11 protein-coding genes are annotated in these 12,629 nt (G+C 53.9%); 5 read left to right on the plus strand and 6 right to left on the minus strand.

The window, feature by feature from the left end; all coding sequences use genetic code 11:
- Position 1: 1 nt before the first annotated feature.
- Positions 2–1,138, minus strand: coding sequence for a polysaccharide export protein (locus FCN80_RS12635; RefSeq protein ID WP_136990518.1), 1,137 nt, complete (start codon positions 1,136–1,138; stop codon positions 2–4).
- A gap of 1,209 nt (positions 1,139–2,347) precedes the next feature.
- Between FCN80_RS12635 and FCN80_RS12640 the strand changes: the two genes are divergently transcribed.
- Entirely contained in the window at positions 2,348–3,928 is a 1,581-nt protein-coding gene (locus FCN80_RS12640; protein ID WP_136990519.1) for a TerC family protein, read from the plus strand.
- A gap of 66 nt (positions 3,929–3,994) precedes the next feature.
- On the opposite strand, the gene asmA is transcribed toward FCN80_RS12640, so the two are convergent.
- The 3 genes from asmA to udk form a co-directional block, all read right to left on the minus strand.
- Positions 3,995–5,836: an outer membrane assembly protein AsmA gene (asmA, locus tag FCN80_RS12645; protein ID WP_136990520.1), complete on the minus strand. Its 1,842-nt coding sequence runs from the start codon at positions 5,834–5,836 to the stop codon at positions 3,995–3,997.
- A 41-nt stretch (positions 5,837–5,877) separates the two neighbouring features.
- Positions 5,878–6,459 (minus strand): dCTP deaminase, encoded by a 582-nt coding sequence (dcd, locus tag FCN80_RS12650; RefSeq protein ID WP_136990521.1) that lies wholly within the window; start codon positions 6,457–6,459, stop codon positions 5,878–5,880.
- Between the two features lie 73 nt (positions 6,460–6,532).
- Positions 6,533–7,174, minus strand: coding sequence for a uridine kinase (gene udk / locus FCN80_RS12655; RefSeq protein WP_136990522.1), 642 nt, complete (start codon positions 7,172–7,174; stop codon positions 6,533–6,535).
- 282 nt (positions 7,175–7,456) lie between these two features.
- Between udk and FCN80_RS12660 the strand changes: the two genes are divergently transcribed.
- Complete coding sequence (locus FCN80_RS12660) at positions 7,457–8,122, plus strand: phosphatase PAP2 family protein (protein ID WP_136990523.1); 666 nt, start codon at positions 7,457–7,459, stop codon at positions 8,120–8,122.
- 108 nt (positions 8,123–8,230) lie between these two features.
- Here FCN80_RS12660 and FCN80_RS12665 read toward each other — a convergent pair whose 3' ends face one another.
- Positions 8,231–8,713: a hypothetical protein gene (locus FCN80_RS12665; RefSeq protein WP_136990524.1), complete on the minus strand. Its 483-nt coding sequence runs from the start codon at positions 8,711–8,713 to the stop codon at positions 8,231–8,233.
- 310 nt (positions 8,714–9,023) lie between these two features.
- On the opposite strand from FCN80_RS12665, the gene FCN80_RS12670 reads away from it, so the two are divergent.
- The 3 genes from FCN80_RS12670 to FCN80_RS12680 all read left to right on the plus strand — a co-directional run bounded on the left by FCN80_RS12670 (position 9,024) and on the right by FCN80_RS12680 (position 11,330).
- Positions 9,024–9,950: an Rpn family recombination-promoting nuclease/putative transposase gene (locus tag FCN80_RS12670; RefSeq protein ID WP_136990525.1), complete on the plus strand. Its 927-nt coding sequence runs from the start codon at positions 9,024–9,026 to the stop codon at positions 9,948–9,950.
- Between the two features lie 77 nt (positions 9,951–10,027).
- Positions 10,028–10,204: a transposase gene (locus FCN80_RS12675; protein ID WP_136990526.1), complete on the plus strand. Its 177-nt coding sequence runs from the start codon at positions 10,028–10,030 to the stop codon at positions 10,202–10,204.
- 163 nt (positions 10,205–10,367) lie between these two features.
- Positions 10,368–11,330 (plus strand): Rpn family recombination-promoting nuclease/putative transposase, encoded by a 963-nt coding sequence (locus tag FCN80_RS12680; RefSeq protein ID WP_136990527.1) that lies wholly within the window; start codon positions 10,368–10,370, stop codon positions 11,328–11,330.
- Between the two features lie 58 nt (positions 11,331–11,388).
- Here FCN80_RS12680 and FCN80_RS12685 read toward each other — a convergent pair whose 3' ends face one another.
- Positions 11,389–12,498, minus strand: coding sequence for an AI-2E family transporter (locus FCN80_RS12685; protein WP_136990528.1), 1,110 nt, complete (start codon positions 12,496–12,498; stop codon positions 11,389–11,391).
- Positions 12,499–12,629: the final 131 nt, after the last annotated feature.

Genomic DNA, 12,629 nt, shown 5'->3' on the forward strand with positions numbered 1-12,629 from the left:
CTTACCAATCATGCACATCTTGAGCACTTTCAGATATATTGCGAGCTCCACTGATTGTAGGCACCAATTGACTGATAACTCTATTCCAGCGAGTTATTGGTGCAGTAGTGACGTATACAATATCATATGGTTTAAGTTTAAATTCTGTTGCCAGAATAAGGGACGTAGCATCTGAGAGATCTAGCATATAAACATTTGCTAATTTATTTGATTTGTTGTTCTTAGATATAGGACGGATAACAAAGATACCCGTAGCATCTGATGTTGTTTGATTTATTCCTTCAGCATTTCCTAACGCTTCTGTCAAAGTCATCCCACTTCGATCCATTTTCAATGTTGCTTGTTTTGTAACTTCTCCCATGACAAAGACTTTCAGTTCATCGTTTCTTGGAATATATAAGATATCTCCAGCATATAAGAGGTGGTTCTGTTCTAAATCACCATCTTGCATTAGTGCTTGTAAAGAAATCATTTCTTCTTTCCCGTTATGGGTTAATATTACATTTTTCCAATCCGCATTGGTACCTAAACCACCAGCATTATTAATTGCATCTAAAATAGTTAATGGAACATTCGAAATTGCTTGTTCACCCGATTTATTCACTTCGCCAGTAACATAAGCTTTCTGCGATCTAAATGCGGCCACACTAACGTCAACTTGTGGTGACTCTATATATTGCGCAAGTCTTTTACTTATTTCTTCTCTTATTTCATTTATTGTATGACCCGCAACATATACTTTACCTATATATGGGTAATAGATTGTTCCATCCGCTTGGACCCAGTTCCCAGAATCAGAAGCGCTACGATAAGTACCTGCAGGTGTAGTTAGTTCTGGATGCTCATAGACCGTAATATTTAATACATCACCTATACCGACCCTATATTGGTATTTTGATATTTCTTCTTCTAATGTTTTATTATTTCTAGCAACATTTACCTCTGGCCTCAGCTGTTCTAGGACAGCTGGGGTGAGCTTATAGACATTTACATACTTACCGATATCAAAATCTGAATCATCCTCTTTGATGATAGTTTTCCCACTTGTGGACATATTCATACCCGGAACCACCGTACAACCACTAACCAACATTACCGACACCAAAAGCGGCATCAACTTAAGTTTTGTTTTCATCATTGAGTTTTCATCACTCTCGTCGTTGCTCGGCCAAAAAGCGTATCCATGTCTTTGATACCGCCTTCCGATAGGGTGTTAACGCCAAAAAAGCCCCAAAATAATGTACAGTGCCGCAAAGTACGTCCTTGGTGTTGGTGGTCCGCGCTCATCGCCTGGCATCTCATCGATTGTCATTCACCGTAAAGATAGGACTACTTGAGCAAATATAGCTGAAAAATTCAACTGTTAAACTTATCATTACAATGATTCTCTCTTAAACCTATCTGCGCTGGCCGGTTGTGGGCACTCGACGTATGGCGCGCCTAGTGGATCCCGGCAACCGACGCTCAAAAATTAACCTATCAGGCGGAAAAAAATCTTTTTACACTAAAGTCCGTCGTCGCCGCGCCGATAGTACGGGTGGATGAATGCAGTGGAGATAACACAAGAAAAGGAAATACCACCATTTAATCGGTATCGATTCATAGATGGACCGGCGCGGATGCTGCCGGTTAGGATTGTTGGATACGGCCTGTCGACAAGGTCATTTTTTAAGCGGTGCATAAATTGTGCTGGGGAAGTGTGCGCGTTGAGTTTTCTCAAAACACGCTACCGCCCTTGGCTTGTAGCTACCAATGTACTCTATCGCTGACGCTTAAAATATGTACATTCCGGGGTTTCCAAGGCCCGCCGCTACGTGCCGCTGAGTGTTAGCTCAGTCACAAATCCAGATTTCACCGCTCGTTTTTTATCCAAAAAAGACACTATTGGCACAACATATGCCTCTTCGTTGTTATACTAATTATTAATTATCTCTTTACAAGGTTTCCCTGTCGGCTGCGTCACGTTTTAGGAATAAGACTACCCATTTCAGTTTTTTGCCATTGGCCCCGTGCGCGATACGCCCGGCTAAGCGGTGGATTTTTCACCGGATCTTGCTGAGAAATAACAAAATCTTATTTTCTGACCCTTTCGCCGTTTTCGCCGATGAACGGGCAATTTTTCATCGATTTGTTCCTTTACAAACCACAATCTTCAAATCAATAAAAAATATTTAATTTGCATAGTTATAATTGCGATAGTGAAATTTCGCATTTTCGTCATTTTTTAGTAACACAAGCCCGTTTCCCTATCCCTTGACGCTCGGCGACATGAACAACATTGCCTTTTCCCCTATTACCTTTCATGATTTGTGACATCATGCGTACTTAACTAAGGTATACCTCTACAATGGAGTGGATTGCGGATCCGACAATCTGGGCCGGGCTGGCGACATTAATTGTGCTGGAGCTGGTGCTGGGCATCGATAATTTAGTGTTTATCGCCATCTTGGCGGAAAAGCTGCCGGCGACGCAGCGTAACCGGGCTCGGCTGGTGGGGCTGGCGCTGGCGCTGATCATGCGGTTGGTGCTGCTGGCATCCATGTCCTGGCTGGTATCGCTTACCACGCCGCTTTTTAGCGTATTACAGCATCCCTTCAGCCCGCGGGATCTCATCATGCTGGCGGGCGGCGTGTTTTTGCTGTTCAAGGCCACCCTGGAACTCAATGACCGGCTGGAAGGCAAGGACGAGGAGCAGGAATCCCAACGCAGGGGCGCGCGGTTCTGGGCGGTGGTGACGCAAATCGTGATCCTGGATGCGGTATTTTCCCTGGATTCCATCATTACCGCCGTCGGCATGGTGGATCACCTGGCGGTCATGATGGCGGCGGTGGTGGTGGCCATCGGCTTGATGATGTGGGCCAGCAAGCCGCTAACGCGGTTTATCAACGCCCATCCCACCATCGTTATCCTCTGCCTGAGCTTTTTGTTGATGATAGGCTTTAGCCTGGTGGCGGACGGCTTCGGCTTTACCATTCCCAAGGGGTATCTGTATGCCGCCATTGGGTTCTCGGTGATGATCGAGTGCCTGAACCAGTTGGCGCAATTCAATCGCCGCCGCTTCCTGGCCGGTTCCGTGCCGCTGCGCAAGCGCACCGCCGAGGCGGTGCTGCGGTTGCTGAGCGGCAAACACGAGGAAGCGGAACTGGATAGCGATACCTCCGCCATGGTCGCCGATAACGAAGGCGCGGGGCGGGAGGTGTTCAATGAGCAGGAGCGGCGGATGATCGAGCGGGTACTGGGACTGGCCCAGCGCGCCGTCAGTAGCGTGATGACCTCGCGTCACGATATTGAGCATATCGATTTGCGCGATCCTCCGGACGCCATTACCCGATTACTGACCGAAAACCAGCATACCCGGCTGGTTATCACCGAAGATACGTCCGCCAATGAACCATTGGGCGTGGTGCATGTGATTGATTTACTCAATCAGCAACTGCGCGGCGAACCGCTGGATATCCGCGCGCTTATCCGCCAGCCGCTGGTATTCCCGGAACAGCTGTCTTTATTGCTCGCCCTGGAACAGTTCCGCGAGGCCCACACCCATTTCGCCTTTGTGGTGGATGAATTCGGTTCGGTGGAAGGTATTATCACTCTAAGCGATATCATGGAAACCATCGCCGGACAATTACCCCTGGAAAACGAGGACGCCGACCCGCGCCATGATATCCAGAAAAACGCCGACGGCACCTTGCTGGTCAATGGTTATCTGCCGCTGGAAGATCTGGCGAGCTATATCACCCTCCCATTGGACGAGCATCGCGATTATCATACCCTGGCCGGGTTGATCATGGAACACAGCCAAACCATCCCAAGCGTGGGGGAGCAACTCGCCATAGGCGATTATCGGTTCACTATCGTCGCCATGGACGGCCACCGTATAGTCAAGGTACGGATAACGCCTTTGGCCGAAGCGGACTACGAAGTGTAAACCGCTCTTGCGAATGGGCGAATGCCAGGGCGCCCTCCCCCATGACATCCTCGGCCCCAAACGGCGTCATAGCTTATCCAGCAGTTTTTGCACTTCTTTGTTTCGCGTGGAGTTCTGGTGTTTTTGCGCCCAGTCGTTCAGCCGGCGCCGGATTTCATCTTCCAGTTGCCGGCGCATCAACTGATCCACGTGCAACTCGTACCCCAGCGCATCCCAGGGCCCGTAAACCCGTAACGGGATAGGGGTATTTATCAACGCGGCCACGCGGTCCGGGGGGCCTTGCCAACCCTTGAGCACCCGGATATCGAGATTAACGTCGCATTGCCGTTGCGGCAGGTTAAGCGTGCCGTTGCCGGTCAGGGCCAGCAGATCGGATTCGCCGGCCAGATCGCTTAATTGCAGATTGCCCTGCCGTAAGCTGGCCTGAGCGGTCAGTTGTTTGACCTCGGAATAGTTTTCGCTTTGTTCCTCGGCGCCGATGCCGTTGTTGCTGCGCGCCACCGCCCGCTGAATCAATTGCGAGATATTCAACCCCTCCAGACGGGCATGATCCAAGACCATTCGGCCGTCGCCCCGCCAGTTTTCCGCGAAATCCCGGGCAGTCAGCGAACGGCCGGTGATGTCGCCTTGCACCGAGAGTTGTCCGGTCAGGGTTTGCGGCAGGGAAAAGGCTTGCAACAGGGGGCCCAGCGCCACCTGGTGGATATCCGGATGCAGCGTGAAGGTGGGTTGCGGCCCGGTGCTATCGAAGGTACCTGGCAAGCTAAACCGTCCCGCGCCCATTTTGCCGTCCAGGGCGTTGACGACCAGGTGGCCGCGCCGGTTATCGGCCCTGGCTTGGAAATCGGTGATGTTCAATCCCCGATAGGTCACCTGATCGGCGGTCAGATTCAACTGGCCGTCAAACCCGTTAAGAAACGAGGGCGAACGATCGTCCACGGCGGAAATGATAATCGGCCGGCTGCCGCGGGAGCCGCCCGCATCGCCGCCGCTGCCGGCGCTATTGTCCGCTGAATAGCCGGTTAAGGCATCAAAGTTCAGATGCTGGGCGTTCAGGTCCAGTTGATATACCGGTATGCTATCCAGTTTGGCGCTGGCCTGGCCGGTGATATGGCTGTCGTTGGCGCTAAGGGACAAATTGGTGATATCAAGCGTCCGGTTAGTCTGTGAATAATCGGCGCTGAACGCGCCCTCGCCCTTGATGCCGCCGGCCGGAAAGCCGGTCCCCCGCAACTGATAGCTGACATTGTTCAGGCGGGCGGTGATCTGCCGCGGGTAGCGGCTCATATCGATTTTGCCGCCAAGGGACAAGGTGAGATCGCGCTGATCGCGGTTAATTCGGCTGGAGAAGGTGATGTCGCCCTGGCGGTGGCCGTTCTGTTCGATGTCCAGGTTGAGATCGCGAAAATTGATCTGCTCGTTGGGCTGCTTTTGCCAGACCAGCAAACTGTCGGTGAGTTTCAGGCTGGCAATGTCATAGGACCAGCCGGCCCGGAGTTCCGGCGCCAGCGTGCCGGCCGGCGGCGCGATGGGGGCGTTTTTCGGCTTGCGCTCGGCGCTGTCCGGCGTCAGGGTAATCACCGCGCCTTTGAGCATCACCTGCTTCACCGACAACTGGTGGGACAGCAGCGGCCAAAGCTCCACATCCAGCCGCATATTCTCGGCGCTGACCACCGGCAGTTTGGCGCCAGGGGCGGTCAGCGTCGTCCGGCCGGCCAGGATGCTCAGTTGCGGCCAGACATGCCAGCGCAAATTGCCGTCCAGCACCAGATCATAGCCGCTGCGCTGTTTTACTTTGGCCACCATGTAATGACGAAATTCGTTGGGATTAATGAGCATCACCAACGCGGTGACGCCGACCAACAGGACCGCCAGCAATATCACCAGCGTCGTCAATAATCTTCTCATGCAGTCCCCATTTATCTTTCGCGCAACCTGCGTCGGCGTGCTCAATCTTTATCAATACGGCTGGCGACGGCTCCCTGCTGGTTGCGATATTTGGCGTCCACGCGGCGGTTATAGGGCCGCGCGGCCGGACCGCTCAGCGGCTCGAAGCTCAGGGCGCCTATCAACATGCCGGGACGCAATGCCAACGGCAGTTTCCCTGAATTATAGAACTCCAGCACAATTCTACCTTGCCAACCGGGATCAATGCGATGGGCGGTGACATGCACCATCAGCCCTAGCCGGGCCAGCGAGGAGCGTCCGTCCAGCCAACCCACCAGGTTATCCGGCAGTCGGACCGACTCATAAGTGACCGCCAGCGCCAGCTCGGCGGGATGCAGGAAAAACGCGCCGCCTTCCGGCAACACGATCTCGTCGCTCATCACCCGGTCCAGAGCGGCGGTGACATCGTCCTTGGGGCCGCTTAAATCGATAAACGCGGCGTTATGGCCCTGAAACACCCGGAACTGGTTGCCCAGCCGGACATCCACCGTCGCTCCGTTGATGCGCTCCACCGGGGGACGCGGGTTGATTTCCAGCCGGCCGTCGTCCAGCCAGGCTTCGATGTCACGATCGCAGAGTCTCATCGCGTGTTTCTCCATAAAACGCGGAATGGTAAGCGGCCGAGGCCCGCGGGACGCTCGCCGCGGGCGAGGCGCATTATTCCAGAAATTGACTGATTTTCGCCTTAAGAATATCAATGGCGATCCGGTTTTTACCGCCGCGCGGCACAATAATATCGGCGTATTGCTTGGAAGGCTCGATAAATTGCAGAAACATGGGACGCACGGTCTTTTGATACTGCTCCATCACCGATTCCATTGCCCGGCCGCGCTCGTTGACATCGCGCCGCATCCGGCGCAGCAGGCAGATATCGAGCGGCGTATCGACGAAAATGGAAAAATTCATCGCTTCCCGCAGCCGCACGTCGGTCAGCAGCAGGATACCTTCAAGAATAATCACTTTTTTCGGCGGCATGGTAATGGTTTCCGGCCGCCGGGTATGCTCCACATAGCTGTACACCGGCATTTCAATGGACGAACCGGACTTGAGCGTCTGTAAATGCTGGAACAACAGATTATGATCCATGGCGCTGGGATGATCGTAATTGGTTTTGACCCGCTCGCTCATGACCATATGACTCTGGTCCAGGTAGTAGCTGTCCTCCGGGATGATGCCGATGTGCTGATCGCCGACCTGCTCGCAGAGTTCCTGGTACAATGTGCTGGCAATCAGGCTTTTGCCGGACGCGGACGCGCCGGCAATGCCAATGATGACGCATGGGTGGGACTTCTCAGTCATACAGTAAATGGCCTGATAAAAAGAAGGGAATTGCGTGGCGTACGCAAACGTCGCCGGCAATTATAAAGTGCCGGTTCCCTTGATGCCAGCGGTTGAGGCAAGGTAAATCTCCCACAACATGGCGTACTATTTGATAGGTGTATCACAAATTTAAGATAAATCACGCTAGAGCCTCGCCTGGCGATTGCGTAGAGTATCGCTTTGGGCACAGGTGCCCACGACACGCGCCGACCATGATGTCGGCGTTTTCCTGGGTTTATGATGGCGGATTCGGTTAACTGAATGAATTGGCGCTGGCTGACATTTTTCGGCGATAGCACGCTGCTGTTGCCCTGCTCGGTGATTATCGTGGCGTTGCTGCTCTGGAAAGCCGACACCCGTCGCACCTGCTGGCAGTGGTTGCTGTTTTTCGGCGGCGCCGGCGCGATCGTTGTCGCCTCCAAATTGGCCTTTATGGGCTGGGGCATCGGCAGCCGGACTTACGATTTTACCGGATTTAGCGGTCATTCAGCGTTGTCGGCCAGTATCTGGCCGGTGATGTTTTGGATTTTGACCGGCCGCGCCCCGAGGGCCGCGCGTATCGCCGCGGTGGCCGGCGGTTATGCGCTGGCGCTGCTTATCGGCATTTCACGGGTGATTTTGCATGCCCATTCCGTCTCGGAAGTGGTGGCGGGTCTGACGCTCGGCTATACCATCAGCGCGTCGTTTCTGCTGCTGCAATATTCCCGCGGCACCCGTATCCGTCGCTTGTCGCTCGGGCAGTTGACCGCCGTGCTGATATTGCCGCTGCTGTTGGTGATGCAGGGCAAAAAAGCGCCGACCCAGAGTCTGCTGGAGCAGATCGCCCTGACTATCGCGCCGGTGCAACATGTTTATACGCGCGCTTACCTGCATCGGGGCGATGTTGGCTACCATGGCCGGGATGGCGTGACCATTACACCGCAGTAGCCCAATACACCACAGTAGTTGACCGCAAACGAGTCAATGCTATCCCGCCGATGTTCCGCACGAACAGGGGCGCCCCCGGTCAACCCGCCCGAAGGCGGGTTGACATTTTCAGGGCATCCTGTCTTCCTCCGCCGACAGCACTTCTTCAAGAATTTTTACCCCATCGGCGGTCCGTATCCAGCGCGGCGCCCGCAGTTCGCCGGATAAGTAGTTCATGAGTTCAAACAGCAATCCCTTGAAAAGCGGCTCCCTTTCCGGCCTGTAATCCTTCTCCTCCAAGAGTTGCGCCAGTATTTGACAATATTCGCAAAGCAGGTCGGAGTCTGGTTCAAAGCAAGGCGCGGTCGTCGGCAGTTCATCCACTGTCAGGCTTTCAATCAGATTGGGCGGGAGGGGAGCATCCAGGGCGGGCCGCAACAATGCCAGTCCTTGAGAGAGCCGTGTGAGCAACGCCTGACACAGCGCGTCATCATGGCATTCCAGCAGTGCCTCGGAAAGCCTGTCGCAATGTTCGGCCAGTGTGATGAAATCCGTGGTGGAACGGATAGCATGGGAAAGTAATGCGTGAACGGAAGTCGGGGTCGTAGCCAAAGGGGCAGCCTCCACTAAGTGTTGTTGTGAATAAAGACGCAAGTGCGTCATATGCCGCCACTAAGTTTTTTGGGAGACCAATCCCACGCCTGATTTTGCAGGCGCAGACCAACAATACCGTTAACGGCGGTGAACTGCAACCCCTTCCGCCCTGCTTAGCCGGGGCCGGACAACGTGGCTGGGGGTGGAATGCAACCCTTTCATAGCACTTGTGAAACGCATTCCATTTCTTACCCAAAGGCATGCCGTTTCCTTGGCCGGCATTCGGCGGTTTACCTCCCGTGGAATCACCCGCCGTTATCGTGGCGCCATGACAACTGTTCTCACGCCCCATGATTCCTTGTTTCGGAAATTCCTCGCCGATATCGGCGTCGCCCGGGAATTTCTCCAACACCACCTGCCGGAGGAGTTGCGCCGACAATGCGATTTCTCCACCCTGCTCAGGCACAACAGCTCTTTTGTGGAGGAAGACCTCCGCGTCCGCATCTCCGATATGCTCTACAGCCTGCGCATGGATTCGGGCCAAGCCTATATTTACTGCCATATCGAGCATCAATCGACACCCGATAGATTAATGGGGTTCCGCTTGATGCGCTATGCCCTGCTGGTCATGCAGCAGCACCTGGAGCGCGGCCACAAGCGTCTGCCGCTGGTTATCCCCTTGTTGTTTTACCATGGCGAGCACACCCCCTATCCTTACAAGACCGGCTGGCTGGACTGTTTCCGGGACCAGGACCGCGAGCGGGCCGAGACGCTGTATAGGCAGCCCTTCCCATTAGTGGATGTCACCGTGATACCGGATGAGGAATTTCACCGCCATCCCAAGGCGGGCCTGCTGGCGCTGGTGCAAAAGCATATCCGCTCACGGGATTTGAACCAGCGCCTGCAGGATATCGTTCGGCTCGTGGTCAAAGCCCAACTGGAAAAACCGCTGGTGATGGCGCTGCTGCACTACCTCGCCCAGGAAGGCCAGCACCTTGACAGCGAGGCATTTATCCGTACTCTGACGGAAAAGACGCCGGAATTTAAGGAGGATATTATGACCCTGGCGGAACAGTGGCGGCACCAAGGCCTGCATCAAGGCATGCAACAAGGCATGCAACAAGGCTTGCAACAGGGTCGGCATGAGCGCAATCAGGAAATTGCCCGCAATTTACTGTCCATGGGCATCGATCGCCAAAAAATCAAAGACGCCACCGGGCTTTCCGATCTCGAGTTAAAGGCGTTATCTTATTGATATAACTTTTTTTATAACTTACTTTGGGATCATTTATCCGTACTCTGACGGAAAAGACGCCGGAATTTAAGGAGGATATGATGACCCTGGCGGAACAGTGGCGGCAGCAAGGCATGCAGCAAGGCATGCAACAGGGTCGGCATGAGCGCAATCAGGAAATTGCCCGCGATTTATTGTCCATGGGCATCGATCGCCAAAAAATCAAAGACGCCACCGGACTTTCTGAGCTCGAGTTAAAGGCGTTATCAGCTTGATGTGGGCTAAAAAGTAATTTTTTCTTCAACGAAGAAGCGATTAAACAACACGACTGAATGAAATGGGATGCGCATTCCATTTCTTACCAAAAGACGTGCCGTTTCCTTGGCCGGCATTCGGCGGTTTACCTCCCGTGGAATCACCCGCCGTTATCGTGGCGCCATGACAACTGTTCTCACGCCCCATGACTCCTTGTTTCGGAAATTCCTCGCCGATGTCGGCGTCGCACGGGAATTTCTCCAACACCACCTGCCCGAGGAGTTGCGCCGACAATGCGATTTCTCCACCCTGCTCAGGCACAACAGCTCTTTTGTGGAGGAGGACCTCCGCGCCCGCATCTCCGATATGCTCTACAGCCTGCGCATGGATTCGGGCCAAGCCTATATCTACTGCCTTATCGAGCATCAGTCGACACCCGATAGATTAATGGGGTTCCGCTTGATGCGCTATGCCCTGCTGGTCATGCAGCAGCACCTGGAGCGCGGCCACAAGCGTCTGCCGCTGGTTATCCCCTTGTTGTTTTACCACGGCGAGCATAGCCCCTATCCTCACAAGACCGGTTGGCTGGACTGTTTCCGGGAACAGGACCGCGAGCGGGCCGAAACGCTGTATAGGCAGCCCTTCCCACTAGTGGATGTCACCGTGATACCGGATGAGGAATTTCACCGCCACCCCAAGGCGGGCCTGCTGGCGCTGGTGCAAAAGCATATCCGCTCACGGGATTTGAACCAGCGCCTGCAGGATATCGTCCGGCTCGTGGTCAAAGCCCAACTGGAAAAACCGCTGGTGATGGCGCTGCTGCACTACCTTGCCCAGGAAGGCCAGCACCTTGACAGCGAGGCATTTATCCGTACTCTGACGGAAAAGACGCCGGAATTTAAGGAGGATATTATGACCCTGGCGGAACAGTGGCGGCATCAAGGTGTACAACAAGGCTTGCAACAAGGGCTACAGCAAGGCTTGCAACAAGGCATGCAACAGGGTATTCACCAAGGTTTGCAACAAGGTCGGCATGAGCGCAATCAGGAAATTGCCCGCGATTTATTGTCCATGGGCATCGATCGCCAAAAAGTTAAAGATGCCACCGGCTTGTCCGATCAGGAGATCAAGGATCTGACGGCATAGTTTTACCACAGCCTTTTTCGGGTAGGGGGCTTCGCTTTATCGGCATAGGCGGCATAACTCAGCCGTCATGGCGATGTTTGCCCTCTTCAATGAATTCTTCGGCAATCTCCTCCGCGTTGCCCTCATTATCCCGCCCCGACAACAGATTCCAGCAGGCGATAAATAACGCGGCGATAAGCGGCCCGATCACAAAACCATTGATACCGTAAACCTCCATGCCACCTAACGTGGCGATAAGAATCAGGTAATCCGGCATCTTGGTATCCTTCCCCACCAGCAGCGGGCGCAGAAAATTATCAATAAGGCCTATCACCACCACAAAGAACGCCACCAGGAAGATGGCTTGCCACAACATACCGGAGGCGAACAGATAAATGGCGGCCGGCACCCAGATAATGGCCGAACCGACGGCGGGTATCAGCGACAAAAACGCCATCAACGATCCCCACAGCAGGCTGCCTTCGATACCGGTCAGGGAAAACGCCAATCCTCCCAATGCCCCTTGCACCACGGCCACCACGACCGTGCCTTTGACCGTGGCCCGGGATACCGCGGCAAACTTCATCAACAAGTGATGTTTCACGAAGCGTGACAGGGGTAACGCCTCTAGAATCAACCCCACCAGATAGGCGCCATCCTTAAGCAGGAAAAACAATAAATACAGCATAATGCCGAACCCCAGAACAAATCTGAAGGTCCCCCTGCCGATAAGGAAAACACTGCCCGCCAGATATTGGCCGCCGCGCATGGCCAGATCCGATAGCTGTTGCTGGATTTCGGCGGCGTTGGCCATGCCGTGCCGGACAAGAAAATGACGTAGCCAGTGGGGTAAATGCCCCATAACATCCGCCACAATGCCGGGCATCACAGTGGAATTGCCCTGCAACTTGCCATACACCGCGTTGAATTCCACCGCCAACGAAGACAGGATAACGGCCAATGGAACGAACACGATAAGGCAAATGACCGCCACCGTGAGCAAGGAGGCCAGGCCATTGCGGTCGCCAAGCCACGACCTGAGCCGGACATACAGCGGATGGAAAATGATGGCGAGGATGGCAGACCATAACAGCGCTGATGAATACGGCGCCAGGACATCCAGGAAAGCCAGAGTCGCAATCAGTAAAATCAGGATGAAAAATCCTTTTGTAAGACCTTTGAATCGCATATGTTTTCCTCGGAAACATCCCCGTTTAACGCTTAAACGTCATTTTTTTAATCCCGCCATATAGCCCCTGGTCATCTCTAAGTATGTCTGAAGATTTACGAAAGTGAATGCTTCTCTGAGCGGAAGTCCTG

It is taken from the genome of Martelella alba (assembly GCF_005217455.1).
In the GTDB taxonomy this organism is placed as follows: domain Bacteria; phylum Pseudomonadota; class Gammaproteobacteria; order Enterobacterales; family Enterobacteriaceae; genus Acerihabitans.

Coding starts and splice junctions, on each gene's coding strand:
- FCN80_RS12635 (WP_136990518.1), bottom strand. CDS start 1,138: ATGATGAAAACAAAACTTAAGTTGATGCCGCTTTTGGTGTCGGTAATG.
- dcd (WP_136990521.1), bottom strand. CDS start 6,459: ATGAGACTCTGCGATCGTGACATCGAAGCCTGGCTGGACGACGGCCGG.
- asmA (WP_136990520.1), bottom strand. CDS start 5,836: ATGAGAAGATTATTGACGACGCTGGTGATATTGCTGGCGGTCCTGTTG.
- FCN80_RS12670 (WP_136990525.1), top strand. CDS start 9,024: ATGACAACTGTTCTCACGCCCCATGATTCCTTGTTTCGGAAATTCCTC.
- FCN80_RS12680 (WP_136990527.1), top strand. CDS start 10,368: ATGACAACTGTTCTCACGCCCCATGACTCCTTGTTTCGGAAATTCCTC.
- FCN80_RS12685 (WP_136990528.1), bottom strand. CDS start 12,498: ATGCGATTCAAAGGTCTTACAAAAGGATTTTTCATCCTGATTTTACTG.
- FCN80_RS12675 (WP_136990526.1), top strand. CDS start 10,028: ATGATGACCCTGGCGGAACAGTGGCGGCAGCAAGGCATGCAGCAAGGC.
- FCN80_RS12660 (WP_136990523.1), top strand. CDS start 7,457: ATGAATTGGCGCTGGCTGACATTTTTCGGCGATAGCACGCTGCTGTTG.
- FCN80_RS12640 (WP_136990519.1), top strand. CDS start 2,348: ATGGAGTGGATTGCGGATCCGACAATCTGGGCCGGGCTGGCGACATTA.
- udk (WP_136990522.1), bottom strand. CDS start 7,174: ATGACTGAGAAGTCCCACCCATGCGTCATCATTGGCATTGCCGGCGCG.